General features: G+C 64.6%; 30 protein-coding genes. 19 read left to right on the top strand and 11 right to left on the bottom strand.

Annotated elements, in window-relative coordinates; all coding sequences use genetic code 11:
- The first annotated feature begins 12 nt into the window (after positions 1 to 12).
- On the top strand, positions 13 to 1,122 hold the full coding sequence (locus ACKWRH_RS01920; protein WP_445219101.1) for a DUF2336 domain-containing protein: 1,110 nt from the start codon (positions 13 to 15) through the stop codon (positions 1,120 to 1,122).
- A 151-nt stretch (positions 1,123 to 1,273) separates the two neighbouring features.
- Here ACKWRH_RS01920 and mtaB read toward each other — a convergent pair whose 3' ends face one another.
- Positions 1,274 to 2,527, bottom strand: a complete 1,254-nt coding sequence (gene mtaB, locus ACKWRH_RS01915) for a tRNA (N(6)-L-threonylcarbamoyladenosine(37)-C(2))-methylthiotransferase MtaB (RefSeq protein ID WP_445219100.1) — start codon at positions 2,525 to 2,527, stop codon at positions 1,274 to 1,276.
- Positions 2,527 to 3,402 (bottom strand): diaminopimelate epimerase, encoded by an 876-nt coding sequence (dapF, locus tag ACKWRH_RS01910; protein ID WP_445219099.1) that lies wholly within the window; start codon positions 3,400 to 3,402, stop codon positions 2,527 to 2,529. The genes mtaB and dapF overlap by 1 nt, the downstream gene beginning before the upstream one ends.
- A gap of 206 nt (positions 3,403 to 3,608) precedes the next feature.
- Between dapF and ACKWRH_RS01905 the strand changes: the two genes are divergently transcribed.
- Together ACKWRH_RS01905 and ACKWRH_RS01900 are read left to right on the top strand one after the other, a co-directional pair.
- On the top strand, positions 3,609 to 4,352 hold the full coding sequence (locus tag ACKWRH_RS01905; protein ID WP_445219098.1) for a GyrI-like domain-containing protein: 744 nt from the start codon (positions 3,609 to 3,611) through the stop codon (positions 4,350 to 4,352).
- A gap of 5 nt (positions 4,353 to 4,357) precedes the next feature.
- Complete coding sequence (locus ACKWRH_RS01900) at positions 4,358 to 5,077, top strand: SIMPL domain-containing protein (protein WP_445219097.1); 720 nt, start codon at positions 4,358 to 4,360, stop codon at positions 5,075 to 5,077.
- Between the two features lie 159 nt (positions 5,078 to 5,236).
- Here the strand turns inward: ACKWRH_RS01900 and ACKWRH_RS01895 are convergent, their stop codons facing one another.
- Positions 5,237 to 6,301 (bottom strand): MBL fold metallo-hydrolase, encoded by a 1,065-nt coding sequence (locus tag ACKWRH_RS01895; protein ID WP_445219096.1) that lies wholly within the window; start codon positions 6,299 to 6,301, stop codon positions 5,237 to 5,239.
- 448 nt (positions 6,302 to 6,749) lie between these two features.
- Here ACKWRH_RS01895 and ffh point away from each other — a divergent pair, with 448 nt between their 5' ends.
- From ffh to ACKWRH_RS01860, 7 genes are all read left to right on the top strand, one after another.
- The gene (gene ffh / locus ACKWRH_RS01890; protein WP_445219095.1) at positions 6,750 to 8,297 is read left to right on the top strand and encodes a signal recognition particle protein; all 1,548 of its coding nucleotides are present in this window, start codon (positions 6,750 to 6,752) and stop codon (positions 8,295 to 8,297) included.
- A gap of 99 nt (positions 8,298 to 8,396) precedes the next feature.
- On the top strand, positions 8,397 to 8,729 hold the full coding sequence (gene rpsP / locus ACKWRH_RS01885; protein ID WP_014490649.1) for a 30S ribosomal protein S16: 333 nt from the start codon (positions 8,397 to 8,399) through the stop codon (positions 8,727 to 8,729).
- 9 nt (positions 8,730 to 8,738) lie between these two features.
- The gene (rimM, locus tag ACKWRH_RS01880) at positions 8,739 to 9,296 is read left to right on the top strand and encodes a ribosome maturation factor RimM (protein ID WP_445219094.1); all 558 of its coding nucleotides are present in this window, start codon (positions 8,739 to 8,741) and stop codon (positions 9,294 to 9,296) included.
- A gap of 116 nt (positions 9,297 to 9,412) precedes the next feature.
- Entirely contained in the window at positions 9,413 to 10,168 is a 756-nt protein-coding gene (gene trmD / locus ACKWRH_RS01875; RefSeq protein WP_445219093.1) for a tRNA (guanosine(37)-N1)-methyltransferase TrmD, read from the top strand.
- 108 nt (positions 10,169 to 10,276) lie between these two features.
- On the top strand, positions 10,277 to 10,657 hold the full coding sequence (gene rplS, locus ACKWRH_RS01870) for a 50S ribosomal protein L19 (RefSeq protein ID WP_445219092.1): 381 nt from the start codon (positions 10,277 to 10,279) through the stop codon (positions 10,655 to 10,657).
- A gap of 321 nt (positions 10,658 to 10,978) precedes the next feature.
- Positions 10,979 to 12,385: a 3-isopropylmalate dehydratase large subunit gene (leuC, locus tag ACKWRH_RS01865; protein ID WP_445219091.1), complete on the top strand. Its 1,407-nt coding sequence runs from the start codon at positions 10,979 to 10,981 to the stop codon at positions 12,383 to 12,385.
- Positions 12,386 to 12,479: 94 nt separating this feature from the next.
- Positions 12,480 to 12,689, top strand: a complete 210-nt coding sequence (locus tag ACKWRH_RS01860; protein WP_445219090.1) for a hypothetical protein — start codon at positions 12,480 to 12,482, stop codon at positions 12,687 to 12,689.
- Between the two features lie 51 nt (positions 12,690 to 12,740).
- On the opposite strand, the gene ACKWRH_RS01855 is transcribed toward ACKWRH_RS01860, so the two are convergent.
- Positions 12,741 to 13,304, bottom strand: coding sequence for a hypothetical protein (locus ACKWRH_RS01855; protein ID WP_445219089.1), 564 nt, complete (start codon positions 13,302 to 13,304; stop codon positions 12,741 to 12,743).
- 191 nt (positions 13,305 to 13,495) lie between these two features.
- Between ACKWRH_RS01855 and ACKWRH_RS01850 the strand changes: the two genes are divergently transcribed.
- Positions 13,496 to 13,795, top strand: a complete 300-nt coding sequence (locus ACKWRH_RS01850) for a DUF1330 domain-containing protein (RefSeq protein ID WP_445219088.1) — start codon at positions 13,496 to 13,498, stop codon at positions 13,793 to 13,795.
- Positions 13,796 to 13,805: 10 nt separating this feature from the next.
- On the opposite strand, the gene ACKWRH_RS01845 is transcribed toward ACKWRH_RS01850, so the two are convergent.
- Both ACKWRH_RS01845 and ACKWRH_RS01840 read right to left on the bottom strand, forming a co-directional pair.
- Positions 13,806 to 14,066, bottom strand: a complete 261-nt coding sequence (locus tag ACKWRH_RS01845; protein WP_445219087.1) for a hypothetical protein — start codon at positions 14,064 to 14,066, stop codon at positions 13,806 to 13,808.
- A 49-nt stretch (positions 14,067 to 14,115) separates the two neighbouring features.
- Positions 14,116 to 14,397, bottom strand: a complete 282-nt coding sequence (locus tag ACKWRH_RS01840; protein ID WP_445219086.1) for a hypothetical protein — start codon at positions 14,395 to 14,397, stop codon at positions 14,116 to 14,118.
- A 166-nt stretch (positions 14,398 to 14,563) separates the two neighbouring features.
- On the opposite strand from ACKWRH_RS01840, the gene ACKWRH_RS01835 reads away from it, so the two are divergent.
- From ACKWRH_RS01835 to ACKWRH_RS01820, 4 genes are all read left to right on the top strand, one after another.
- Positions 14,564 to 14,962 (top strand): metallopeptidase family protein, encoded by a 399-nt coding sequence (locus tag ACKWRH_RS01835; RefSeq protein WP_445219085.1) that lies wholly within the window; start codon positions 14,564 to 14,566, stop codon positions 14,960 to 14,962.
- Between the two features lie 81 nt (positions 14,963 to 15,043).
- Entirely contained in the window at positions 15,044 to 15,649 is a 606-nt protein-coding gene (gene leuD / locus ACKWRH_RS01830) for a 3-isopropylmalate dehydratase small subunit (RefSeq protein ID WP_106945535.1), read from the top strand.
- An 80-nt stretch (positions 15,650 to 15,729) separates the two neighbouring features.
- Entirely contained in the window at positions 15,730 to 16,515 is a 786-nt protein-coding gene (locus ACKWRH_RS01825; protein WP_445219084.1) for a hypothetical protein, read from the top strand.
- Between the two features lie 291 nt (positions 16,516 to 16,806).
- A complete protein-coding gene (locus ACKWRH_RS01820; RefSeq protein WP_445219083.1) occupies positions 16,807 to 17,226 on the top strand; it encodes a hypothetical protein in 420 nt (139 codons plus the stop codon).
- Positions 17,227 to 17,288: 62 nt separating this feature from the next.
- Here the strand turns inward: ACKWRH_RS01820 and ACKWRH_RS01815 are convergent, their stop codons facing one another.
- Positions 17,289 to 18,980, bottom strand: coding sequence for a caspase family protein (locus tag ACKWRH_RS01815; RefSeq protein ID WP_445219082.1), 1,692 nt, complete (start codon positions 18,978 to 18,980; stop codon positions 17,289 to 17,291).
- Between the two features lie 368 nt (positions 18,981 to 19,348).
- Between ACKWRH_RS01815 and ACKWRH_RS01810 the strand changes: the two genes are divergently transcribed.
- Positions 19,349 to 20,209 carry a Crp/Fnr family transcriptional regulator gene (locus tag ACKWRH_RS01810; protein ID WP_445219081.1) on the top strand — a complete coding sequence of 287 codons (861 nt, stop codon included), beginning with the start codon at positions 19,349 to 19,351 and terminating at the stop codon, positions 20,207 to 20,209.
- 115 nt (positions 20,210 to 20,324) lie between these two features.
- Here ACKWRH_RS01810 and ACKWRH_RS01805 read toward each other — a convergent pair whose 3' ends face one another.
- A complete protein-coding gene (locus tag ACKWRH_RS01805; protein ID WP_445219080.1) occupies positions 20,325 to 21,206 on the bottom strand; it encodes an HpcH/HpaI aldolase/citrate lyase family protein in 882 nt (293 codons plus the stop codon).
- A gap of 169 nt (positions 21,207 to 21,375) precedes the next feature.
- Here ACKWRH_RS01805 and ACKWRH_RS01800 point away from each other — a divergent pair, with 169 nt between their 5' ends.
- A complete protein-coding gene (locus ACKWRH_RS01800) occupies positions 21,376 to 22,020 on the top strand; it encodes a carbonic anhydrase (protein WP_445219079.1) in 645 nt (214 codons plus the stop codon).
- A gap of 109 nt (positions 22,021 to 22,129) precedes the next feature.
- Here ACKWRH_RS01800 and ACKWRH_RS01795 read toward each other — a convergent pair whose 3' ends face one another.
- Positions 22,130 to 23,164 carry an aspartate-semialdehyde dehydrogenase gene (locus ACKWRH_RS01795; protein ID WP_445219078.1) on the bottom strand — a complete coding sequence of 345 codons (1,035 nt, stop codon included), beginning with the start codon at positions 23,162 to 23,164 and terminating at the stop codon, positions 22,130 to 22,132.
- Between the two features lie 116 nt (positions 23,165 to 23,280).
- Here ACKWRH_RS01795 and ACKWRH_RS01790 point away from each other — a divergent pair, with 116 nt between their 5' ends.
- Both ACKWRH_RS01790 and ACKWRH_RS01785 read left to right on the top strand, forming a co-directional pair.
- On the top strand, positions 23,281 to 24,069 hold the full coding sequence (locus ACKWRH_RS01790) for a hypothetical protein (RefSeq protein ID WP_445219077.1): 789 nt from the start codon (positions 23,281 to 23,283) through the stop codon (positions 24,067 to 24,069).
- A 157-nt stretch (positions 24,070 to 24,226) separates the two neighbouring features.
- Entirely contained in the window at positions 24,227 to 24,613 is a 387-nt protein-coding gene (locus tag ACKWRH_RS01785) for a hypothetical protein (protein ID WP_028158592.1), read from the top strand.
- A 73-nt stretch (positions 24,614 to 24,686) separates the two neighbouring features.
- Here the strand turns inward: ACKWRH_RS01785 and ACKWRH_RS01780 are convergent, their stop codons facing one another.
- Together ACKWRH_RS01780 and leuB are read right to left on the bottom strand one after the other, a co-directional pair.
- Complete coding sequence (locus tag ACKWRH_RS01780) at positions 24,687 to 25,325, bottom strand: DapH/DapD/GlmU-related protein (RefSeq protein ID WP_445219076.1); 639 nt, start codon at positions 25,323 to 25,325, stop codon at positions 24,687 to 24,689.
- 133 nt (positions 25,326 to 25,458) lie between these two features.
- The gene (leuB, locus tag ACKWRH_RS01775; RefSeq protein ID WP_445219075.1) at positions 25,459 to 26,571 is read right to left on the bottom strand and encodes a 3-isopropylmalate dehydrogenase; all 1,113 of its coding nucleotides are present in this window, start codon (positions 26,569 to 26,571) and stop codon (positions 25,459 to 25,461) included.
- Positions 26,572 to 26,591: the final 20 nt, after the last annotated feature.

The raw sequence follows: 26,591 nt of genomic DNA, 5'->3' as shown, positions 1-26,591 counted from the left end.
GAGCAACGCGTCATGTCCACGGCCGAGTTTTCGATCATCGATGAAGTCGAATCCGCGATTCGGCTCGGCTCGGCGGAAAAAGGCCTGGAAACGGCCCGCCGCGTCACCGACCTCTTCCTCTCCTCCGCCGGCAGTTTTGACGACGAGCAGATCGCGCTGTTCGACGACGTGCTCGAGCGCCTGATCGGCACCATCGAGCTGCGCGCCATCGCCGACATGGGCGCACGAATTGCGTTGGCCGAGATCAGCGCGCAGCTTGCGCCGATCGCGCAGGCGCCGCCCTCCGTGATCCGCCGCCTCGCCAATAATGACGAAATTCGCATCGCCGGCCCCGTGCTCCAGGAATCCGCGCGCCTCGACGATGGCGAGCTCGTGAAGATCGCCTCCAGCAAGGGCGAGCCACATCTGCTCGCGGTCGCCGGGCGCTGGTGGCTCAAGGAGATCGTCACCGATGCGCTGCTGGCGCGGCGCTATCCCAGCGTCAGTCGGCGGCTTGCCGCCAATCCCGGCGCGCGCGTTTCCGGAAACGGATTTGCCGTCATCGTCGGGCAGGCCGAGGCCGATTCCGAGCTCGCCGTGAGCGTCGGCGTCCGCGTCGACCTGCCGTCCGACTTGCGCCGCCGGTTGCTGCGCTCGGCGACGGATACCGTGCGTACCCGGCTGCTGTCGCGCGCACCGCCGCATCTGTTCGAGGAGATCCAGGGCGCGATCGCCGCCGTGACCGTCGGTGTCGAGCGCGAGATGTCGGGCGTGCGCGATTTCGAAGGCGCCAAGCGGGCCATCGCAAATCTCAAGGCGACGGGCCAGCTGACCGAGGCGACGCTGCTCGGCTTCGCCGCGCAGCGGCGCTATGAGGAAGCCGTGGCTGCATTGGCGGCACTGTCCGGATCGACCATTGAGGTGATTCGTCCGCTGATGCAGAGCCTGCGCGAGGACGGCCTGCTGGTGCCGTGCAAGGCGGCCCAGCTCAGCTGGGAAACCACAGCCGCCGTGCTCGAGAGTCGCTTTGCCACCGGCGCGATGAAGCCCGCGGATATCGCGAGGGCGAAAAGCAACTACGCGCGAATGACGCCGGAGAACGCGCGGCGGACGCTGCGATTCTGGCAGGTGCGGGCGTTGTAGGGCGCGCGCCGCGCGCTACGCACCGGTGTCATCACCCGCCTTGTGCGCAATTGCGCACTGGAGCGGGTGATCCAGTATTCCAGAGAGTTAGTGGGATGCGGAGAGGCCGCGGCGTACTGGGTCGCCCGGTCAAGCCGGGCGACGACACCGACTATGTGGTCAACCGCTCGCCATCGCTGCCGGCAATCATCAGCTGCACCACACGGCCAACACGTTCGCCCGCGATCGCCACCGGCAGATAATGCTCCGTGCGCCCCTGGCTGCCGCTCTCGATCAACACATCGCGCGTCCCACCCACTTCTTCTTGCAGCCGCCGTCGCAATACCGCTTCGCCCGCCGTACGCAGCCGCTTCGCCCGCTCCTTGATCGCACCGCCTGCGACCTGCGGCATCCGCGCGGCCGGCGTGCCGGGGCGCGGCGAATACGGGAAGACGTGCAGGAACGTCAGGCCGCACTCCTCGACGAGATCCAGCGAGCGCGAAAACATCTCCTCGGTCTCGGTCGGAAAGCCCGCGATGATGTCGGCGCCGAAGGCGATGTCCGGGCGCAGGCGGCGCACCTGGTCGCAGAACGCAATCGCGTCGTTGCGCGAATGCCGCCGTTTCATCCGCTTCAAAATCATGTCGTCGCCGGATTGCAGCGACAGGTGCAGATGCGGCATCAGGCGCGCATCGTCGCCGATGGCATCCAGCAGATCGGCATCGGCCTCGATCGAATCGATCGAGGAGATGCGCAGGCGCTGCAGCTCCGGCACATGCCGCAAGATCTGCTTCGTCAGCATGCCGAGTCTCGGTGCACCCGGCAGGTCGGCGCCATAGCTGGTGAGGTCCACACCGGTCAGCACGATCTCGGCATGGCCGCGCGCAACCAGCGCCCGCACCTGATCGACCACCGCGCCCATCGGCACCGAGCGTGAATTGCCGCGGCCGTAGGGGATGATGCAGAACGTGCAGCGATGGTCGCAGCCGTTCTGCACCTGCACGAACACGCGCGGCAGGCCGCTCGCAAAGCCGTCGATCAGATGCGGCGCCATCTGCTTCACCGCCATGATGTCGCTGACGGCGATTTTTTCGCTCGCACCGAGATCGAACGCGGCACGCGCATCGCGCCAGGCCTCGCTGCGCATCTTGTCGTCATTGCCGAGGACACGATCGACCTCGGCCATGTCTGCGAACATCCGGCTCTGCGTCTGCGCCGCACAGCCGGTGACGACGATGCGAGCACCCGGCCGCTCGCGCTTCAATTTGCGGATCGACTGGCGCGCCTGCGCCACCGCTTCGTTGGTGACGGCGCAACTGTTGATGACGATGGTGTCGGAAAGGCCCGCGCCCTCGGCCTCGCGGCGGATCAGTTCGGCCTCGAAGGCATTGAGGCGGCAGCCGAAGGTGACGACGTCGACGGCCATCAGCCGACCGGCGCAAACAGCGCCGGATCGAAGGAGCCCTCGTATTCGAAGGTCGCAGGGCCCGTCATCAGCACGTGGTCGTCGCTTTCACGCCATTCGATCCCGAGCTTGCCGCCGGGCAGCGTGATCTCGACATTGCGCTCGGTGCGCTTCAGCCGCGCGGCAGCAACCGCGGTCGCGCAGGCCGCCGAACCGCAAGCTCTGGTCAGGCCCGCGCCACGCTCCCAGGTGCGGATCGTGACGTGGTCGCGATCGACGATATGGGCGAGCGTGATGTTGGCACGCTCGGGGAAGATCGGGTGATTTTCCAGCAGCGGACCGAAGCGCTCGAGATCGTAGGCGTTGACGTCCTCGACCCAGAAGATCGCATGCGGATTGCCCATGCTCACCACTGAGGGCGAATGCAGGATCGGATTGTCGATCGGCCCGATCTGCAATTCGATGTAGCGGGTGTCGCGAAACTCTTCCGCCAGCGGAATCTCCTGCCAGCCGAACTTCGGCGCGCCCATATCGACGGTGTAGAGATCGGGCGCCGGGCCCTGCCAGCAATTGAGCAGGCCCGCGGCGGTCTCGAACGTTGCCGTGGTCTGCCCGGTCTTCTCGAAGATACGCCGCACCACGCAGCGCATGCCGTTGCCGCAGGCGCCGGCCTCGGAGCCGTCATTGTTGTAGATGCTGATGAAGGCCTCGGTACCGTCGAACCGCGGCTTCCGGAGCACCATGAGCTGGTCGTAGGGCACGCCGCCCGTCGCGGAGGCGACCGCGCGGGCGTCGTCCGGCGTCACCGGCGCGGCGGAATCACGCATGTCGACAACGACGATCTCGTTGCCGATGCCGTTCATCTTGGCAAATGCGTGGTTGGCCAGAGCGCTCATGAAATTTCCCGAATTTCGCCTGCCTTATATGGCGATCCTTGGTGGCTTGGCCAGTGATTTGCCGCCATGGCCATGACGCATCTGTCATGGGACGAATTCGGCCCTCGCGTGTTAGAACGGCGCGGTTCGCGCGATCCGGGACGCGCGGCCGGCTTAAGGCCTTGGGGATGTAAGGCCTTGGCGCATAAGCCCTTGGGGAGAATAGAATGAATCGTTTTTGTCGCCTCGCACTGCTCGCGCTGATCCCGGCAGCGACCATGTCGTTTGGCGTGCCCGGCGCTCTGGCGCAGACCCCGAGCCCGGCGCCCGCCGCGTCGGCCAGCCCTTCGCCGGCTCCGTCGGCCTCGCCCTCCCCGGCCGCAAGTGCCGCACCTGCGCCCGCGGCGGCACCCTCTCCGGCGCCATCGCCTGCGGCCAGCGCTTCGCCGTCACCCGCTCCGGCGGCCCCACCGCCCGCTGCGGCCGCAACGCCTGCTCCGGTGCAGACCGCCGATCCCTTTGGCCAGGAGACCACGCTCGAGCCGAAGAAGGTCCTGATGGTCAAGGGCACCGCCAATTGGGATTCGGCCTTCGACACGCTGATCGACGCTTTCAAGGCGCTGAACACGCTGCTGGACAAGCAGAGCATCAAGCCCGTCGGCAATTCGATGATCGTCTACACCTCGACCGACGACACCGGCTTCACCTTCCTGGCCGAGATCCCGGTCGAGCAGGACCCGAAGAACCTGCCCAAGGACATGAGCATCGGCAAATCGCCGGAAGGCAAGGCGCTGAAGTTCGTCCATCGCGGCTCCTACGACAACATGGACAACACCTATGAGGCGATCACCAATCACCTCGACGACAAGAAGCTGGAAGCCAAGGACACCTTTGTCGAGGAGTACCTCACCGATCCCCTGAAGACGGCGGAGGACAAGCTCGTGATCAACGTGTTCGTGCCATTGAAGTGAGAGAGATGAAGAAGCCTGCCGTCCTTTTTACGTCCCTTGCCGCCGCTTTCGCCGCCACGCTGCTGGTGGCGCCCGCACGCGCGGACGATTTTCCCTCCGCGATCTCGGTGAGCGGCGAAGCCACGATTTCCGCGGCACCCGATCTCGCGCAGATCGATGCCGGCGTCGCCAACGACGCCAAGACGGCGAAGGAAGCCTCCGACGCCAACAACGCCGCGATGGGCAAGGTGCTGCTGGCGCTGAAGGGCGCCGGCATCGCCGAGAAGGACTATCAGACCTCGCGCCTGTCCTTGCAGCCGCAGTATGGCCAGAACAAATCCACCGGCGCCTCGCCCGTGGTCGGCTTTCGCGCCTCTAACCGCGTCACCGTGAAAATCCGCGACGTGACCAAGGTCGCTGGCATCATCGACACGCTGGTCGGCGCAGGCGCCAACGACATCGGCAACATCTCGTTCGAGGTGACGCAGGCCTCAAAACTGCTCGACGACGCCCGCGAACAGGCGGTCGTCGACGCGCGGCGCAAGGCCGATATCTACGCCAAGGCCACCGGCGTCACGCTCGGCGCGCCGCTCAGCGTATCCGAGGGCGGCGCTCCGGTGCCGCTGTTCAAGGCAAGAATGGCGACCGCGCCGATGGCGGCGCCCGCGGCAGTAGCGCCGGGCGAGGAAACGCTGTCGGTGACGGTGAATGTGAGCTGGGCGATCATTCGCCCTGAAGGCAAATAAGTGTCTTGTCCCGGACGCGCTGCAGCGTGAAACGCTGCTGCGCAGAGCCGGGACCCAGAAATCCTACGGCACGTGCTGCAGCATGGGCCCCGGCTCTGCAGCGCACCGTCGAAGAGACGCTGCGCTGCGTCCGGGGCACAGTTGTGCACGTGGATGGATTCATATCTCCACCACCTGCCCGGGCTTCATCGCCACGAACCGCTCCTGCGGAATCTTCGCGGTATCGAGCGCTTCGACCAGCGCCTTCGCCGGCGCGTCGATCGCTTCATCCGTCAGCTGGAACGTGCCGTGATGATGCCCGAGCGCGGCTTGCGCGCCGCAATCGGCCAGCGCCTTCACGGCGTCTTCCGGATTCATGTGCTGGTCGCGCATGAACCAGCGCGGCTCGTAGGCGCCGATCGGGAGGATCGCCAGACGCAGCGGCCCGTGCTTCTCGGCGACGCGGCGGAAATGCCCGCCGTCGCCATAACCGGAATCGCAGACGACGTAGATTTTCCCCGCCGGCGTCTCCAGCACGAAGCTCGCCCACAGCGCCTTATTGCGATCGAACATGCCGCGCGCCGACCAGTGTCGGGTCGGCACCAGCGTCGCGGCGATGCCGCCGCCGAGCTCGACGCGATCGTGCCAGTCGAAGGCCTCCGCCTTGATGGAAGAGTCGGTGCTGCGCATCGTCACGTCATTGCCGAGCGGGGTGACCACGCGCGGTGCAAAATTCTTGGCGAGCCGCGACAGCGTCGCGATGTCGAGATGATCGTAATGACCGTGCGAAACCAGCACGACGTCGATCTTCGGCAGCTTCTCGAACGCGATGCCGGGGTCGTTGTGCCGCTTCGGACCGGCAAAGCTGACGGGCGAGACCCGCGAGGACCAGACGGGATCGACGAGGATGTTGAGGCCGCCGGCCTGAATCAGCCAGCTGGCGTGGCCGACGAAGGAGAGCCGCACCTTGTCGCCCTCGACTCGGGCGGGTGGCGTGTCGGCGTGAGAGTTCGGCACCCAGTCGGGCCAGTCCGCGCGCTGCCCCCGGGCACCTAATTGCCAGCGCAGCACCTCGCCTAGGGATCTGGGCGGCGCCCCGTCGGGATCGAAGAAGGTCAGGCCGTCGAAATGGTCGGAGACCGGGCCGTCATAGGTTTTCATGCGGGACATCCAGAGGGGCGGAACACCGACCAGCGCGGCGCCACCAGCGATCAATCCAAAGAGGCGGCGGCGGGTGATCGGCACAAGCGGGCTTCAGGGATGGTAACGAAGGTAAGTCATCATCTTCTATATGGGCGGAGCCCAGGCAAAAGGAACCGGTCGCCAAAAGTGCCGTATTCTCAGGACCTTGCCCTGGCAAAGGCACCCCGGCCCCCTAACTTTCCTTGACTTTTGGGCGGGAGCGGCGTTTAACCCCGCCACTTTCTCGGAAAGGCTTTCTTTTCGACCCGCCGACTGGCCCTGGAGGCCAGAGGTCAACGCCCGACAGCGCTGTGCGCCCTCGGGCGTAAAGGTGTTTGGAAGATCGCTTGCCAAGGAAGTGGTCATCGCCCGACTTGATCGGGCGATCCAGTATCCCAGAGGCCGCTCGGCTGAACCGAGGTGCCGCGGCGTACTGGATGCCCCGGTCAAGCCGGGGCATGACAGTGGTGAACACGGCAACCCTGCGCGAGCAGGACAAGGGACAACGGCATTGTTCGACAGTCTGTCGGAACGGCTTGGTGGCATTCTCGATCGTCTGACGGGGCGCGGTGCGCTGACCGAAAAGGACGTCGACGCCGCGATGCGCGAGGTGCGCCGCGCACTGCTCGAGGCCGACGTCGCGCTCGAAGTCGTGCGCAGCTTCACTGAGCGCGTCCGCGAGCAGGCGATCGGCGCCACCGTCGTCAAGTCGGTCACGCCCGGCCAGATGGTGGTCAAGATCGTCCATGACGAGCTGATCAACACGCTCGGCGCCGAAAGCCAGACCATCGACGTCAATTCCGTGCCGCCGGTGCCGATCATGATGGTCGGCCTGCAAGGCTCGGGTAAGACGACCACCACCGCGAAGCTCGCCCGCCGCCTGGTCCAGCGCGACAAGCGCAAGGTGCTGATGGCTTCGCTCGACGTCTATCGCCCCGCGGCGATGGAGCAGTTGGCCGTGCTCGGCCGCGACCTCGACATTCCGACCTTGCCGATCGTGGCGGGCCAGCAGCCGCCGCAGATCGCGAAGCGCGCACTCGAAGCCGGCAAGCTCGGCGGCTACGACATCGTGCTGCTCGACACCGCCGGCCGCACCACGCTCGACGAAGAGATGATGGCGGAAGCAGCGGCGATCAAAGCCGCCGCAAATCCGCATGAAGTGCTGCTGGTCGCCGACAGCCTCACCGGCCAGGACGCCGTGAATCTTGCACGCGCCTTCGATCAGCGCGTCGGGCTCACCGGCATCGTGCTGACCCGCGTCGACGGCGACGGCCGCGGCGGCGCCGCGCTGTCGATGCGCGCCGTCACCGGCAAGCCGATCAAGCTGATCGGCACCGGTGAAAAGACCGACGCGCTGGAAGATTTCCATCCCGATCGTATCGCCGGCCGCATCCTCGGCATGGGCGACGTGGTGTCGCTGGTCGAACGTGCCGCCGCCAACATCGACGCCGAGAAGGCCGCGCGCACCGCCGAGCGCATGCGCAAGGGTCAGTTCGACCTCAACGACATGCGCGAGCAGCTGTTGCAGATGGCGAACATGGGCGGCATCAGCGGGCTGATGGGCATGATGCCCGGCATCGCCAAGATGAAGAACCAGATCGCGGCCGCCGGCATCGACGACAAGATCCTGAAGCGCCAGGTCGCGGTGATCGATTCCATGACGCGCGACGAGCGCCGTCATCCCGACCTGCTCAAGGCCAGCCGCAAGAAGCGCATCGCCGCGGGAAGCGGCCAGAGCGTCGAGCAGGTCAACAAGCTGCTCAAGATGCACCGGAACATGGCCGACGTGATGAAGGCCATGGGCTCGGGCAAGCGCGGCCCGCTCGCCGGCATCGCGCAGGCGATGGGCTTTGGCGGCGGCATGAAGCCGCCCTCGCCTGAAGAGATGAAGGCAATGCAGGAGAAGATGCAGAGCGGCGGCGGGCAGGGTCTGCCCAGCCTGCCGAAGGATCTGCCGCCCGGTCTTCGCTCCGGCCTGCCGAATTTGCCGGGGCTTACGGGCCTCAGCGGCAAGCCGACCCTTCCGGGGCTCGGCGGTTTTCCCGGCAAGAAGAAATGAGGAATTCGTCGCGGGGGATCGCAAGCGTCCCGCGCAACGCGGAATACCAATCAACTGAACAAAACGTACTTTGCAAACCGTACTTCGAAGGAGAACTAAATGTCCGTCGTTATCCGCCTCGCTCGTGCAGGCACCAAGAAGCGCCCCGTCTACCACGTAGTCGTCGCCGATTCGCGCTTTCCCCGCGATGGCCGCTTCATCGAGCGTCTCGGTTATTTCAACCCGCTGCTGCCGAAGGACAACGAGGCCCGCCTCAAGCTCGACATGGACAAGGTGAAGGCCTGGGTCGCCAAGGGTGCGCAGCCGTCGGACCGCGTGGCGCGTTTCCTCGACGCCGCCGGCGTCAAGAAGCGCGAAGCGCGCAACAACCCGCAGAAGGCCGTGCCGCGCAAGGAGCGCAAGGCGCAGGCCGAAGCCGCCGCGAAGGCGTAAGGTCAGATCATGTCGGCGCTGGTCTGCGTCGCGCGGATCGGCGCCGCGCATGGTGTGCGCGGTGCGGTCAAGCTGTGGACCTTCACCGAAGATCCCTTTGCCATCAAGCGCTACGGTCCGCTTCTCGCCAAGGACGGCAAGCGCCAGTTCGAGGTCGCGCAGGCGCGCGAGGCCAGGGATCATCTGGTCGCGACGTTCAAGGGCGTCACGACCCGCGATGAGGCCGAGCGCCTCAACGGCATCGAGCTCTACGTCGCGCGCGAAAAGCTGCCCGCGACCGATGCGGGCGAATATTACCACACCGACCTGATCGGGCTCGCCGCCGTCACCACCGACGGCGACGCGCTCGGCCGCGTGCTCGCGATCCACAATTTCGGCGCTGGCGACATCATCGAGATCGCGCCGCCAAAGGGCACGACGATGCTGCTGCCGTTCACAAACGCGGTGGTGCCGGAAGTCGATCTCGCAGGTGGACGCGTTGTGATCGCGCTGCCGCAGGAGATCGAGGGTGAGGACGGGGGCGAGGCTCTCTCTCCGAGTCGTCCCCGCGAACGCGGGGACCCATAACCATAGGCCGTGGTTTTTGGCTAAGCTGGTGGCTCCGATCATCGCAAAACTGACTGCGGTGGTTATGGTCCCGGGCTCGCGCTCCGCACGCCCCGGGACGACGAGATCGGGAAACAATGACGAACCCTTCACCTTGGCGCGCGACGGTGCTGACGCTGTTTCCGGAGATGTTTCCGGGGCCGCTCGGCGTGAGCCTGGCCGGCCGGGCGCTGGCTGGCGGGCTCTGGGAGCTCGAGGCGCGGGACATCCGGGCTTCGGCCACCGACCGGCATCGGAGCGTCGACGACACCCCCGCGGGCGGCGGACCGGGCATGGTGCTGCGGGCCGATGTTCTGGCGGCGGCGATCGATGCCGTCGAGATCAACCCGGACCGGCCGAAACTGCTGATGAGCCCGAGGGGTCGGCCATTGACCCAGGCGCGGGTGATGGAGCTGGCCGAGGGTCCGGGCCCCCTGATCGTCTGCGGACGGTTCGAGGGGGTGGACCAGCGGGTGATCGATGGACGGGGCCTGGAGGAGGTCTCGATCGGCGACTACGTGCTGTCCGGGGGCGAAATCGCCGCGCTGGCCCTGATCGACGCCTGCGTCCGGCTGCTGCCCGGCGTGATGGGCAAGGAGGCCTCGGGAACCGAGGAAAGCTTTTCGGAGGGCCTCCTCGAATACCCCCAATACACCCGTCCGCAGCTGTTCGAGGGGGCTCCGATCCCGGAAACCCTGACCTCCGGCGACCACGCCAAGGTTGCAGCCTGGCGGCGGGCACAATCCGAGTCCCTGACGGCGGCCCGGCGGCCTGATTTATGGGCCCAAATCCCGGCCAAAGCCCCGAATCGGGCCGGACGCCAAAAAACGCCAAAAAACAAGACAGACGGGTGACAAACGCTCCGGCTTGCCTTATAGGAGCGGCCACATCCGCAATAGCTGGATCAACGAATTTCGCGCAGCCCCCGTCCTGCGGCTGGGCGCGCCGATGGAGATTTACCCATGAACCTGATCCAACAGCTCGAAAAAGAGCAATTCGACAAGCTCTCCGCCAGCAAGGAGATTCCGGAATTCGGTCCCGGTGACACCGTGATCGTCAACGTGAAGGTCGTCGAAGGCGACCGTACCCGCGTGCAGGCCTATGAAGGCGTCTGCATCGGCCGTTCCGGCGGCGGCCTCAACGAGAGCTTCACCGTCCGCAAGATCTCCTATGGCGAGGGTGTCGAGCGCGTGTTCCCGCTGCTCTCCCCGATGATCGACTCGATCAAGGTGGTGCGCCGCGGCAAGGTGCGTCGTGCCAAGCTCTATTACCTCCGCAACCTTCGCGGCAAGTCGGCCCGCATCGTCGAGAAGCAGGACCGCGCGGCTGCCGTCGGCGAGTAATCTTCGCCATAAGGCAAGTTCTAGAGAGCGCGGGGCAAAACCCCGCGCTTTTTTGTTGCGTCAGCCGTGCGCGTCAAAGCACTCGCGCTTCCAAATCGGCCTGCTATATATTCTTGGAATGTTTCCAGATCAGACCAGCCTCGCCCCCGTCACGCGCATCGTCATCGACGATCGCTCGCGGCTGCCTGGTCGGTTCTTCGGACGCTTCGCGACCTCGGCAACGTCAGAGCTTACGCGCGCAGCCTAAAAGCTGCGCTGACGATTTTGTTGCCCGCGCGTGACCGCGCATATCCGCACACAACATTCCTGGAGCTGAAGCTCATGTCCAAGCCGACCACATTGTACGACAAGATCTGGAACGACCATCTGGTGCACGAAGCCGACGACGGCACCTGCCTGCTCTATATCGACCGCCATCTGGTGCACGAAGTGACCTCGCCGCAGGCGTTCGAAGGTCTGCGCGCCACCGGCCGCAAGGTGCACTCGCCGGAAAAGACGCTCGCCGTCGTCGACCACAACGTTCCGACCACCGATCGCACCAAGCCGAATCCCGATCCGGAGAGCATCGAGCAGATCAAGGCGCTGGCCGAGAACGCCAAGGAATTCGGCATCGAATATTACGACGAGTTCGACAAGCGCCAGGGCGTCGTCCACGTCATCGGGCCCGAGCAGGGCTTTACCCTGCCCGGCACCACCATCGTCTGCGGTGACAGCCACACCTCGACGCATGGCGCGTTCGGCGCGCTCGCGCACGGCATCGGCACCTCCGAGGTCGAGCACGTGCTAGCGACGCAGACGCTGATCCAGAAGAAGGCGAAGAACATGCGCGTCACCGTCGACGGCAAATTGCCGGAGGGCGTGACGGGCAAGGACATCATCCTCGCCATCATCGGCGAGATCGGCACTGCCGGCGGCACCGGCTACGTGCTGGAATACGCCGGTGATGCGATCCGCGCGCTCAGCATGGAAGGCCGCATGACGGTCTGCAACATGTCGATCGAAGGCGGCGCGCGCGCCGGCCTGGTTGCGCCCGACCAGAAGGCGTTCGACTTCCTCCGCGGCCGCCCGAAGGCACCGAAGGGCGCGGACTGGGACGCGGCGATGCGCTACTGGGAGAAGCTGCGCTCCGACGACGGCGCGCATTTCGACCACGAGCTGCGCCTCGACGCTGCCAAGCTGCCGCCGATCGTGACCTGGGGCACCTCGCCTGAGGACGTCATCTCGGTGACCGGCATCGTGCCCGATCCTGACCAGATCGCGGACGAGGCCAAGCGTCTCTCCAAGCACCGCGCCCTGAAATACATGGGCCTGACGGCGGGCACGAAGATCACCGACATCAAGGTCGACCGCATCTTCATCGGCTCCTGCACCAACGGCCGCATCGAGGATCTGCGCGCGGCGGCGAAGATTGCCGAAGGCAAGACCGTTTCAGCGCATGTCAATGCCATGGTCGTGCCGGGCTCCGGCATCGTGAAGGAGCAGGCCGAGGCTGAGGGTCTGGACAAGATCTTCATCAAGGCCGGCTTCGAATGGCGCGAGCCCGGTTGCTCGATGTGCCTCGCGATGAACCCGGACAAGCTGGCCCCGGAAGAGCGCTGCGCCTCGACCTCGAACCGCAACTTCGAGGGCCGCCAGGGCTTCAAGGGCCGCACGCATCTGGTGTCGCCGGCGATGGCGGCAGCAGCCGCGATCGCGGGTCACTTCGTCGACGTCAGGGAGTGGCGGTAAGCCGCTCCCTGCAATTTGAGCTAAAGCGGCAAACGGCCGTTAATCGGCATCGCCGACACTGTGTCCTCGCGACGGTTTCGCGAGGACACAACTCATGGCCAACAAGCCTGAATATGTCGATCTGATCGGCGAGGCGACGCGCCAGCACCGGCGGCGCGTAACGCCCTTGCCCATCGTCGCCAAGCCCGAGGTCGAGGAGACCTCGAAGCTCAGCCGCTGGCCACCGGCGATGATCAAGCAGTGGAAGCTCGAGAACCTGACGCGGTGGAAGCCGGCGTCATGGAAGCTGAAGGATTGGCTCTAGGCCACACGAACAAAGGGCGCCGTCGCGGCGCCCTTTTCATTTCGATTGCGATTACCAATAGCGGTACGGATAGTGCCAGCGAGGCCACCGGCAGACGCGGCGCGGGCCGTAATAGGTCCAGATCACCCGGCAGCGGCGCGGATAGTGGTAGTAGGGATAGTAGCCGCCGTAATAATAGCGCCGGTGGAAGTGGCGATAGCCGTAATGCGGGCGATAGATCCCGTAGCGATGGTAACCGCCATAGTGGCGAAATCCGCCGTAGCGATAGCCGCCGCCGTGAAAGGCGGGCGCGGCGCGGAAGCCGCCGATATGGCCGCCACGAAAGCCGCCGCCGCGGAAACCGCCGATATGTCCTCCGCCACCGTGGAAACCACCGCCACGAAAACCGCCGCCGCCATGGAAGCCGCCACCACCATGTCCGCCACCACCGCCGCCGTGGCGAACCTGGGTGACGAGGTCGTCGGCCGCAGCCTTCGTTGCAGGTGACGTTGCCGGATTGATCAAGCTCAGCGCTTCAGCACGACGCGCGTTCCCGGCCGACAGCATCAGCGTCGTGGCGGCCGCAATCCCGAGCAAGCGCATGGGGCTTGCCCTGAGACCCAATATCCTCAGCATGGAGTCCTCCTTGGGTCTGGACAGCGGAGTTGCGACGCTCGTTACCAGCCCGCGTCATCCCTGTTCATTGACAGTCGATCCCGACATTAAATTAGGGACAGCGACGTGAACGCCCCATGAATGAAGACATTCCCGCCACGTGCAGCGCAGACGCATATACGATTGCGATGCCGACAAGAGGAATTCGAGAGATGACCGTCTACGCGATCGCGCAATTGAAGATGACGGACCGCGCGGCCTATGACCGCTATCAGGCGCGGTTCTTCGACGTGTTCAGAAAGCACGATGGACGGCTGCTCGCCGCCGACGAACAGCCGCGCGTGCTCGAGGGCCCATGGCCGTTCGACAAGCTCGTCATGATGTCGTTTCCCGACGAGGCCGCGTTCCTCGCCTTCTCGAATTCGCCGGACTACGAAGAGATCTCGCGCGATCGCAAGGCGGGCGCGCAGGCGACCGTGCTGCTGGTCAAGGGATTTGCGCCGGCGGGCTAACGCGGCGGTGTCACCACCACGGCCCGTAGCCGAACACGAAGGGTGCCGGCACGCCGTAGGGATAGGGACGGTAGTAGACGGGCCGCGCGTAATAATGCGGATCATGGGTCGCTGAGCGCCGCGCAACGTCATGGTGTCTTGCGTGCCGTCTCGCATCGAAAATCGCTGTCCCGGCCGAGGCATCCGACTTCGTCACACTCTGCGCGGTTGAAGCGCGAGGCAAACCCGCTGCGAGCCCGGCGACAACGGCCAATGCAATCCATCTCGTCATGACGAACTCCGCCCTCAAGATGCGGGCATCACACGGCCGTTGAGGCGCGTCAGCCCCGCCGCCAGTAGCAGCTCATATGCGGCACGATCACCGTGCCGCTCGGCCGATATTCCTGCACATAGGTGGCGTTGCACTCGCGGACCGCGTCGGGACCCGGATTGTAGCGCGGATAGACGCCGTCCGGAGCGTAGTAGGGCGTGACGCGCAGCCGCGCGGGCGGGCGCCTGCGCGGCGGGGGAACGTCGTCTGGCGAGGCCACCTGGGCCAGCCTGACGCCGGCGCCGGCCGTCTGGGCTTCCGCACCAACGCAAAATTGCGAAAACAACCCCATGCAAAGTAGAACCAGTACTGCTGTTCCTGCCCGCATCGCACCACCACCCACCTGAGCTATCCCCTTGAGGCGCCGTACGCTCCTCGTTTTCGCGCGCGGCGTCAACTCTTCGTAGCCTCCTATAAAGCCGGATGCATCGCCACGGAACCCGCGCTAAGAAAAGCCCATGTGGACGGAATTGAAAGCACCGTCGCTGGCCGAGATGGAAGCGACGGCGCATGACATCTTCGAGCGGCTGCCGGCGGAATTTCGCGGCCTCTGTGAGGGCGTGATCCTCCGTGTCGACGACTTCCCGACCGAGGAAGTCATGGACGAGATGGAATGCGAGAGCGAGTTCGACCTGCTCGGCCTGTTCCAGGGCGTCGGGCTGCCCCAGCAGAGCCTGGGTGATGTGGCGCGGCTGCCCAACATGGTCTGGCTCTACCGCCGGCCGATCCTGGATTACTGGGCCGAGCACGATGAGAGCCTCGGCCACATCGTCCGCCACGTCCTGATCCACGAGATCGGCCACCATTTCGGCCTCTCGGACGACGATATGGCCGCGATTGAGGCCCGAGCAGACTAGATCTGCCGAATTCGGCCTAGGATTCGGGGCCCGGACACGATAAATATCCGTTCCCAAAACCACCCCCGGGAAAGCGCAACCATGGACAAGTTCACCACGCTGGAAGGCGTCGCGGCGCCGCTGAAGATCATCAATGTCGACACCGACATGATCATTCCGAAGCAGTACCTCAAGACCATCAAGCGCACCGGCCTTGGCAAGGGGCTCTTCTCCGAGCAGCGCTACAAGGACGATGGCAGCGAGAATCCGGATTTCGTCCTCAACCAGCCGGCCTATCGCACTTCGAAGGTGCTGGTCGCCGGCGACAATTTCGGCTGCGGCTCGAGCCGTGAGCACGCGCCCTGGGCGCTGCTCGACTTCGGCATCCGCTGCGTGATCTCGACCTCGTTCGGTGACATCTTCTACAACAACTGCTTCAAGAACGGGATTCTGCCGATCCGCGTGTCGCAGGAAGACCTCGACAAGCTGTTCGACGACGCCGAGCGCGGCGCCAATGCGACGCTGACGATCGACCTGCCGAACCAGGAGATCCGCGGCCCCGACGGCGGCAAGGTCAAGTTCGAGATCGATCCGTTCCGCAAGCACTGCCTGATCAACGGCCTCGACGACATCGGCCTGACGATGGAGAAGAAGGCCTCGATCGACACCTACGAGGAAAAGCTCAAGCGCGAGCGCGCCTGGGCCTGAGATCGAGCTCCAGTTCGAGCCCCGGTGCGACGAGCGCCGGGGCTTTTTCTTTGTCCTGATTAACCCCTAAATTGACGCCCATGCTACCCGACATCGTCACCTTCTGGCACGGCCCGATGGACGCACTGCGCCAGACCTGTCTGCGCTCGCAGCTAGCTGCCGGCCACAGGGTCACGGTCTACAGTTTCGACACCATTCCCGGCCTGCCCGCGGGCATCGGGAACGCGGATGCCGAGGCGATCCTGCCGCACGCGTTCTCCGAACGATTGCGGCCGCCGCAGCCGGACGGCAGCTGGCGCGACTGGACCACGCTTCAGTTCAGCGACTTCTTCCGCATGAAGCTGATGGCGAAGAACCTCGGCCTCTGGCTCGATGCCGACGTGCTGCTGCTGAAACCCGTCGAGATCAACCCGGCAAAACCCTATTTCGCCTGGGAGCGGCCGCGCCAGCTCGGCAATTCCGTGATCTATCTGCCGGCGGAGCACGGCATCGTTGCCGCCTTCGAGGAGCTGATGGAGCAGGAGGAGCTGACGCCGAACTGGCTGTCGGTGCGCCATCGCGTCACCTTCATGATGCGTCGCCTGCGCGGGGGCTCGAACCGTCTCTCGGACATTCGCGTCGCGATCTTCGGGCCGGCGGCGCTGACCGCGCTCGCGCGCCGCACCGGTGAATTACAGAACGCACTGCCGAAGCAATCGTTCTACGCCGTGCACGCCGAACCAAAACTGTTCTTCGATCCCTCGAGCTATCTCGGCCTCGTCACCGACCCCGAGATCATCGGCCTGCACATCTCGCCCAAGGGCCGCGGCGGCGAAAAGCCGATCCCGGGCAGCCTGTATGCGTGGGCGACGGAGCGGTTCGCGTAACTCAGTCCGCTACGCGGCGCTCTCGTGCCCCGAACGCAGCGCAGCGCCATAAGCGCGTTCACGCGCGTCTTCGACGCGCTATGGTGATGCGCTGCTGAGCCGGGGCCCAGAGATGCGGCGAGATGGGTCCCGGCTCTGCGGAGCAGCACTTTGCGCCGCACCGCGTCCGGGACACGAAATCAACCACCAACGCGCCACACTCCAACGCTTCCAAATTTGATCCAGCGCAACGCGCCTCTGCACCATTGTGCCTAATCTCGCTCCAATTCCGCCGACCGAATGGAGCTTTCCATGAGCACCGCAAGCAGGCCTTATCCCATCGTTCAGGACCTCATCGAGTCCTTTGCCGCCTGGCTGAAGCATCGCCGCGAGATGAACGAGATGCGGCAGCTCGATCGCGCCGATTTCGATCGGATCGCGCAAGATCTCAGGATCGCGCCTGACGATCTGGAGGAGCTGGTCCGTCACGGCAGACACGCTGCCGACGAGCTGCCGAAGATGCTCGAACAGCTCGGCATCAGCGCAGACAGGCTCGGTCGTGCGCAGCCGCTGCTGCTTCGCGACATGGAGCGCGTCTGCTCGCTCTGCAATCACAAGGGACAATGCGACCGCGATCTCGCCGATGGCACCGCCGCGGAGAACTACCACGGCTATTGTGCCAATGCGTCGACGCTGGAGTCGCTCGATCGGGCCGACGTCGCCCCGCGCTGACGCACCGTCTGGATCGCGTCTGGATCGAAAGATCAGTTCGGCCGGCGGAATGTCACCTGGTCCTAGATCGCGCCGTTTCGCGCGCAAGCGTCGCGCTGGGCAAATCCCTTCACGAGCTTTCTGCACGCTCGATAGCGCTCTTCCATACTCGCTCCGCCGGCATGGCCTGGAGGGCCAGGTTCGGCCGCGCTCTCTTTCTTGACGGCATGAGCTCGCGACGTTTTATCGCGTTTGGTCGGAGGTTCGGCATCCTCGGGCACCGGCACAAGCTGCCAGACTGGACGAAGCTCGATATTCGCGGTCTCCGACGGATTCTCCTTATTGACGGAAGTCAAGGCAAGGACGTTCTTGTCCAGCTTGGCCGTGACAGGCGTTCCATTGATGGAGAATTTATCGTTCGTAATGTACTCGGCGAACGATTTGTATCCCGCCACATCCTTCACCCATGATTGTTTCGTGGGCGGCCCCCAGAGGTAGTATCCCTTGGCCAAGCCCGTCGCGGAGACCTCCGTGATGATCAGCATGGCGTAGCGTCCCTTGCCATTGGTCCACCCGCGTTTGTTGGACCACACGCCGACAAACCTGGAATTGGCGTTGAGTGGATCGTTCTGATCGGACGAGATGGTGAAGCTCGGCAATTCGAGTTGCTGAGCTGCCGCGATGACAGAGATCTTTTTGTTGTCGTCGGGCGTAAATGGATTTCGCGCGACGCGCCTGGCATCAGCATCCTGGCGTCCGCTCGCATCCGATTTCGGAGCAGCAGCCAGAGATGATAGCGCCGCAACTTCGCTGGCCTTGAGATCCTTGATTCGTTGGCGGGCTTCGGCAGCGTGGTCGCTGCGGGGGTATCTGGCGAGAAATTCCTCAAAGAGAGCTGCCACCGTCGACGTCCGGACAGCCTGCCAGAATTTCTCGTCTTCCGCGGAAGCTGCAGGCGCCGGATTTGGTGCAGCTGGCGCCTGAGCGGCGACGGCAGGGGCCTTGAGGTAAATCTCTTCCTTCGACAAGGAGCCATACACGAAAGGCTGCTGTTCGCGCCTGGTTGCCGCCATCACGTCGTCCCGAACCCGGCGAAACAGAAACGAAATCTCCAGGCCGGGTGTTTCGATGTGGCGAAGCAGCGACGTCGTGAACGGGCTATTCCGGCCATCGCCGTCGCTTGCCGTGGTGCCGTCCCGGGCGGCATACGCGATCAGGACGTTGTCGGACGGCTCCGTCGGCGCGAGCCCGCGAGCCACGGCCCGGGTGCTCAACGCGCGCTTCATCTTCGCGGCAAAAGGGTTATTGCGGCACGCGTCAAGTATCACGAGGCCCAACTTCCGTGCCTTCGAAACCTGAAGGCTCACCGAACGCAGGCTGATCGCCTCGCTCTCGGTGTCGGTATCGCTGCGCAGCTCTGCGCTGACCGGAATCAGCCAATTCTCGCCGCCGATTTCCATGCCGTGCCCGGCGTAGAACACGATGGCGATGTCAGACATTTCGGCGGATCGGCCGAACTCGACGACGGTCTTCCTCATCTCTTGCGCGGTGGCGTTCTTGACTTGAGTGACCTTGAAATCCAGTCGCTCCAGCGCGCGGCCGATGTTGGCCGCGTCGCGAGTCGGGTTCGGCAACTCGGGCACCTTCTCGTAGGCGCCATTGCCGATGACAAGCGCAACCCGCGCCTGCGCAAGGGCGGGCTGAGCGGACAAAAGCGACGTGACGAGAAAGACAGCTGCCCCAAAAACACGCATCAATAGATTGCCCAGCCCCACCAATGGCTTCGAGGGTAGCACCCCTGTTCACTACCGCAACGGGAAAAGCCGAGATCGTGGATTTCGGCGAAACGGCCGTTGTCGGGACGAGCCGACGACGAGTTGCCGACGATGCCGGCACAGCTCGGCATCGGCGCGGAAGGGCCGGGGCCCCCAGGGCCAGACTCGCGCGCTGCCGCAACAATCACTGGTGGATCACCACGTGTGGCACCTCGCCGAGTAGCAAGGGGCGTCAATAGTATGATGTATGCAAGGCCCTGCTTGCGCGGCGAGGATGCCGGCAAGGTCTCCGCAATTGTCCGCGCTTGATCTCGACGAATGGCTCTGTTTGGATGGTTGCCCTTCGGCAGTTCGTATTTCGGATATGCATGGCAGACGAAAAAGATGGTTACCGTCGTTCGTTGGGTGCCCGTTCACAGGAAAGCGCCGTGACCGTCCACCGCGCGGGCATCGGGAATCGACTACTGGCAGCGTTGCCGCCGGCGGATCTCGGTTTGCTCACGCCCTACTTCCAGAAGGTCTCGTTCGAACCCGATGCCATCCTGGTGCGGTCGGGCGATGAACTCGACCCGGTTTATTTTCCCCATAGCGGCGCCATCGCCTTCATGCTCGATATGCCGGACGGGCAAACGGTCGCAACCACGTTGATGGGACGGGAAGGCGCCTTGGCCTCGTTCTCCGTGCTCGGCCCGTCGCATTCATCGGTGACCGCGATTGCTCGCATCGCCGGCACGGCATCGCTGATTTCCGCCGCCAAATTTCGCGCGGCCTTTGCGCAAAGCGCCGCCATCAGGAACGTCGTGCAAGTCCACGCCCGCGCGGTGTTGTTGCAGCTCCAGCACGTCGCCGCCTGCAACGCGCTGCACCGGGTGGATGGCCGCATGGCGCGGTGGCTCCTGCAGCTTCACGACCGCGTTCCCGATGACCGGCTTCCGGTGACGCACGAGGCGCTTGCGCAATTGCTTGGGGTGAGACGGACGACAGTGACCCTGACGATGAGCAAGCTGCGCGAGGCGGGCGCCGTCCCGTCCGACCGGCGCGGGTTCGTCGAGATCCATCGGGCGCGGCTCGAGAAGGTCGCATGCGATTGCTATGCGCTCATGCAGCGCAAGATCGATCAGATGTATTGCCAGGAATTGGCGGCGCCGCAGCCTGTCGATGCGCCGTGCCGCGAAAGCACCATCGTCGCGGGTGGCGAATCCAGAGCTGCTTCGCGGGCGGGAAAATAGGCGATCGGGACTGACCGTCGCGATGACCGCCTGGGTCACAAGCGGCAGCCCGCTTGACGTCGAGAAGATTCCGCCTGGCGGGGACAAGCGGATATCGCTTCTTCGAGTTGACGCCTCAGCCCTTGCCCATCGCTGCGATCGCGTCCGCGATTTCGATCGTGCGCCGCGCCATGTCGGCGTGCAGACGCTCCACCATTGCGCCATCGAGCCGGATCGCGCCGCGCGAGACGTTCTCAGGCAGCTCGAACGCCGCGATGATCTTTCGCGCGCGCGCGACTTCCTCTTCGGGCGGCGTGAAGATCGCGTTGCAGGCCTCGATCTGCGACGGATGGATCAGCGTCTTGCCGTCGAAGCCGAGGTCGCGGCCCTGTGCGCATTCGGTGGCAAAACCGTCGGAATTGGCGATGTCGCTATAGGGGCCGTCGAGGATTTCGAGGCCGTGCGCACGCGTCGCCAGGATGCAATGGGTGATCATCGGGATCATCGCCGCGCGGCCCGGCAACATCTTGATGCGCGTCTCGCGCGAGATGTCGTTCGGGCCGAACACGAAACCGGAGAGGCGCGTCTTGGGATCGCGGCCCGCGGCGGCCAACTCCTCGGCATGAAGCACGGCGCGCGCGGTCTCGATCATCGCCCAGACTTTCACCGTCGGCGCGGCGCCGAGCTCGGCAAGGCAAGCGCCGATCGCCTGGAGATCCTCGATGCTTGAAACTTTTGGAACCAGGATACCATCAGGCGAGGCCTTGGCGGCCATCGCGACGTCATCGGCCCACCAGGGCGTGTCGAGGCCGTTGGTCCGGATCAAAATCTCGCGCTTGCCGAACCCCTTGTCCGCGATCGCAGCGGCGATGCCGTCACGCGCCACCCCTTTGAGATCGGGGGCGACGGAATCTTCCAGATCGAGGATCAGGCCGTCGGCGGCGAGATTTCGCGCCTTTTCCAGCGCGCGGGGGTTGGAGCCGGGCATGAACAGATGGCTGCGGCGCGGGCGGGTCATGCGAGCATTCCTTCCAGTTTCCTCAGGTGTATTCTGAAGCATGATCCCGGAAAAGTGTGCGGCGGTTTTCCGAAAGGATCATGCTCAAACAACAAGCCAAGCCGATAGCATCTGGCCTGCCTATTCGAAAGGCTTGTTCGCCCCTCTGGTCTATGGTTAGGCATAGGTCATGATGACGTTCCCAGAGCATTTGCTGGAAGGCTACAAGGCCTTCGCCACCCAGCGGCTGCCGACCGAGCAGAGCCGCTATCGCGAGCTGTCGGTGAAGGGGCAGTTCCCGGAAGTGATGGTGATCGGCTGCTGCGACAGCCGCGTCTCGCCCGAGGTGATCTTCGACGTCGGCCCGGGCGAACTGTTCGTCGTCCGCAACATCGCCAACCTGGTGCCGGTGTATCAGCCCGACGGCAATGCGCACGGCGTCTCCGCGGCGCTGGAATATGCCGTGACGGTGCTGAAGGTGAAGCACATCGTCGTGCTCGGGCACGCGCAGTGCGGGGGCATCCGCGCCTTCGTCGACAAGATCGAGCCGCTCACGCCGGGCGACTTCATCGGCAAATGGATGCAGATGTTCATCAAGCCGGGCGAAGTGGTCGAGCAGCGCGACCACGAGACCATGGCGCAGTTCGTCGAGCGCATCGAGAAGGCCGCGGTGTTCCGCAGCCTGGAAAACCTGATGACGTTTCCGTTCGTGCAGAAGGCGGTGGATTCAGGCCAGATGCAGACCCACGGCGCCTATTTCGGCGTCGCGGAGGGATCGCTGTTCGTATTGGACAAGGTCGCGAAGGAATTCAAGAACGCGCGAGGCGCGGCGTAAGTCGCTCTTGTAGGGTGGGCAAAGGCGCAACGCGCCGTGCCCACCAACTTTCCCGATTGAGACCTTGGTGGGCACGCTTCGCTTTGCCCACCCTACGAGATCCCGCTCGTTACGCCGCCTTCTTCTTCGCGCTGATCAGCTTGCGGTTGATCAGGACTTCCGCGATCTGGATGGCGTTGAGCGCCGCGCCCTTGCGCAGATTGTCGGACACGCACCACAGCACGAGGCCGTTCTCCACCGTCGCGTCCTCGCGGATGCGGCTGATATAGGTGGCGTCCTCGCCGGCGGCTTCATACGGCGTGGCGTAGCCACCGGGCTCCTGCTTGTCGATGACGAGGCAGCCGGGCGCCTTGCGCAGGATGTCGCGTGCCTCATCCGCCGTGATCGGGTTCTCGAACTCGATGTTGACGGCCTCGGAGTGGCCGACGAACACCGGCACGCGCACGCAGGTCGCGGAGAGCTTGATCTTGGGATCAAGAATCTTCTTGGTCTCCGCCATCATCTTCCACTCTTCCTTGGTGTAGCCGTCCTCCATGAAGACGTCGATGTGGGGGATGACATTGAAGGCGATGCGCTTGGGGAATTTATTCGCGATCAGCTCGTCATTGGTGTAGACGGCCTTGGTCTGCGAGAACAATTCGTCCATCGCATCCTTGCCGGCGCCCGAGACCGATTGATAGGTCGAGACGACGACGCGCTTGATCGTCGCCTTGTCGTGCAACGGCTTCAGCGCGACCACGAGCTGCGCGGTCGAGCAGTTCGGATTGGCGATGATGTTCTTCTTCGTGAAGCCCGCCGTCGCGTCCGCGTTCACCTCGGGCACGATCAGCGGCACGTCCGGATCCATGCGCCAGGCGGACGAGTTGTCGATCACGACCGTGCCGGCGGCGCCGATCTTCGGCGACCATTCCTTCGACACCGAACCGCCCGCCGACATCAGGCAGATATCGACATCGGAGAAGTCATAGTGCTCGAGCGCTTTGACCTTCAGGGTGCGGTCGCCATAGGAGACCTCGACGCCGACGCTGCGGCGTGACGCCAGGGCCACGACCTCGTCCGCGGGGAATTTGCGCTCATCGAGGATGTTGAGCATTTCCCGTCCGACATTGCCGGTCGCGCCGACGACTGCGACTTTGTAACCCATCGTTCACTCTCCGATGAAAAAGCCCGTTCCTGAAGCTGACGCTTAAACAGGAAGAGCAGCGCTTCTATGCGAGAACCGGCCTCAAGACAACGTTGGACCATGCCTGAAGGCCGTGGATGCAGTCGCCAGAGGCCAGCACGGCCGCAACCCCTACCCAGATCCATCTGGCGCTCGCAGCCCTCGCCGACGAAGTCGTCGGCACGCTGGCGCGCCTGTTCGCCTATGTGGGGGCGCTGGTCCTGTTTGCCATCCTCGCCCTCGCCGCGCTCGACCAGCTGCCGAGCCTGCGCGACGATGAGCCCGCGGAGAAGCCGGGGTGGAGCGTGGCCGACCGCTCGCAACCGGCCTTCGCCCTCAGCCGGCTCGATTCATCAGAAAAAACAGCCTCTTACGTCATTCTCAGGCATCCCGAAGGCGGCCGCCGGGACGTGATGCGCTGGACCGGCGAGGCGGACAAGCCCGTGGCGGAGCTCGAGATTTACCGCGAAGGCGGCGAATTCGACGTGACCCGCCCGGCGACAGCGGACCTGGCCGTCCACATGGGCCTGGGTGACGCAACGCCGCTCGAGCAAGCCGGCCTGATCGACACAAAATTCGGTCCCGTCGCCCTGTTCCGGCCCACCGGCACGGCGGAGGGCGCGCGGGCGTGCCTCGGCTACCTCAAGCGCAGTGAGGAGCCGGCGCTCCAGATCTCCGGCTTCTCCTGCCAGGGCGACACCCTGCCCGCCCGGCGCGCGGCGATCGCCTGCACGCTGAACCGGCTGACGCTCCTGACCTCGGGCAACGAGCCGAAGCTGGCGGAATTGTTCGCCCATGCGGAGCTGAAGCGCCGCTCCTGCGCTCCCCAGGGTTCGTCCGACTGGCTGCTGGGCGCGGCGAACGCGCAATTGCGCGGGGCGCTTTGACCGGCATCAAGCTCAAGTGGCTGGTATTGATGCAACTTTTGCCGGCGCGCACGATTATTCCGGGCTGGTGTGACCCAATTGACCTAGTTGCGGCCACCCTTGCCGGGCTAGTATGGGGATGAAATCGATTGGCGGCTTGCCGCCTGAAGGGGACGTGATGAGCTCGAATTTCTCCGCCGCGAACAAACTGGCGATGTGGCTTGCGGCCGGCGCCGTGGTTGCCATGTCCTCAGCCCTCGCGACACCGGCCTCGGCCGACACCAAGAAGCAGCGTTATGACAACAGCCGTCCCTATTACGGCCCGAGCGGTCCCAACGCGGTCTATCAGCAGGGTCGCACCCGCCTTTATGTGAGCAAGCGCTCCTGGCTCGACGGCGGCACCGAGGTCAATCCGGGCGACCGCAAGTTCTCCGACTACGCTTTCCCGCCGGCGATCGGCTATCCGACCTTCGCCCGCGAGAACAACAACCGCCCGATCGATCGCCAGCCGCTGAGCACGCCCGCCGACGTCGGCGGCTACCCACGGAATTTCCCGCTGTACTGAGCGGAATTATCGACCGAATCAAAATGGCCGGGCCCGCGCCCGGCCATTTTTGTTTGTGAGAGATACGTCCGCTTCAGGCGTTGGCTGCCGGGTCGTAGCGCCTGCAAAATTCTTCGATCGCCTCGGAGCGGAAATCGCCCAGGCGCTCGAAGATCAGCTCGTCCGGCCAATCCCACCAGGCAATGCGGCGCAGGCTTTCGGCGACCGAATCGTCAAAGCGCTTGCGGATCGCACGCGCGGGAACGCCGCCGACGATCGTGTAGGGCTCGACATCGCGGCTGACGACCGCGCCCGCGGCGATCACCGCGCCGTCGCCGACGCTCACGCCCGGCAGCAGGATCGCGGCGTGCCCGATCCAGACATCATTGCCGACGATGACGCGATCGCTGCGGCGATCCGCGAAGAAGTCGCGGTCACGACTCGCGGTCGCCTCGTAATATTCAGGGCAATAGGTGAAGCGATGCTGGGACGGACGGCCCATCGGATGATTGGGCGCGCCGATCCGCACCGAGTTGGCGATCGCGGTGAATTTTCCGATCACCGCGTCGGCGACCTCACAGTTCTCGCCGAGATAGGAGTAGTCGCCGAGCGAGGAATATTCGATGCGGGTGTTGGCGAGGATTTCGCAGCGGCGCCCGATCCGTGCTTCGCGCTGGCGCACCGTTTCATGGATGATGGTTTCCGCGATCTTGGGGCGGGGCGAGGCATCCATGAGGTGGCTTCCCTGTGGTCGTCAGCAGAGCCGTAGGGTGGGCAAAGGCGCGAAGCGCCGTGCCCACCATCTCGCGGCAATCGCGATCGAAATGGTGGGCACGCTGCCCACCCTACGATTGCGGTGTTTGCCGCTACGCGTGCAGCTTCTGCAATTCCTTCAAAATCGCTTCGCCCATCTGCGTGGTCGAGGCGGCCGTGGTGCCTTCCGACTTGATGTCGGCGGTGCGCAGGCCGCTGGCCAGCACGGCGGCGATCGCGGCATCGACCTTGTCGGCGAGATCGCCCATGTCGAAGGAATAGCGCAGCGCCATGCCGAAGGACGAGATCATCGCGATGGGATTCGCGAGGCCTTGGCCTGCGATATCGGGCGCCGAACCGTGCACGGGCTCGTACAGTGCCTTGCGCTTCTTGCTCTTCACATCAACTTCGCCCAGCGAGGCCGAGGGCAGCATGCCGAGCGAACCGGTCAGCATCGCCGCGATGTCGGACAGCATGTCGCCGAACAGGTTGTCTGTGACGATGACGTCGAACTGCTTCGGCCACTTCACCAGCATCATGCCGCCGGAATCGGCGAGCTGATGCTCAAGCGTGACATCGGGGTACTCGCGCTTGTGGACCTGGGTCATGACCTCGTTCCAGAGCACGCCCGACTTCATGACGTTGCGCTTCTCCATCGACGTCACCTTGTTCTTGCGCTTCCTCGCAAGCTCGAAGGCGACGCGGCCGATGCGCTCGATCTCATAGGTGTCGTAGACCTGGGTATCGATGGCGCGCTTCTGGCCGTTGCCGAGATCGGTGATGGTCTTGGGCTCGCCGAAATAGACGCCGCCGGTGAGCTCGCGCACGATGACGATGTCGAGGCCCTCGACCGCCTCGCGCTTCAGGCTCGAGGCATCGGCCAGCGCCGGATAGCACACCGCGGGGCGGAGGTTGGCGAACAGGCCGAGATCCTTGCGCAGGCGCAGCAGGCCGGCTTCGGGACGAACCTCATAGGGCACCGCATCCCACTTGGGACCGCCGACCGCACCGAAGATGATCGCGTCGGCATCCTTGGCCTTGGCCATGTCGCCCTCGGAGATCGACACCTTGTGCGCGTCGTAGGCGGAGCCGCCGACGAGGCCGGTATCGGTCTCGAATTTGGCGATCCCTGCCGAATTGAGCCAGTCGATCAGCCGCTTCACCTCGCCCATCACCTCGGGGCCGATACCGTCGCCGGGGAGCAGCAGCAATTTGTGGGTCGCCATGGTCGTTTCCTCTGAGATCG

The organism is Bradyrhizobium sp. Pa8 (genome assembly GCF_052588265.1).
Note: the sequence above shows the minus strand (reverse complement) of the source record. Positions and strands in the feature narration are given on the sequence as shown.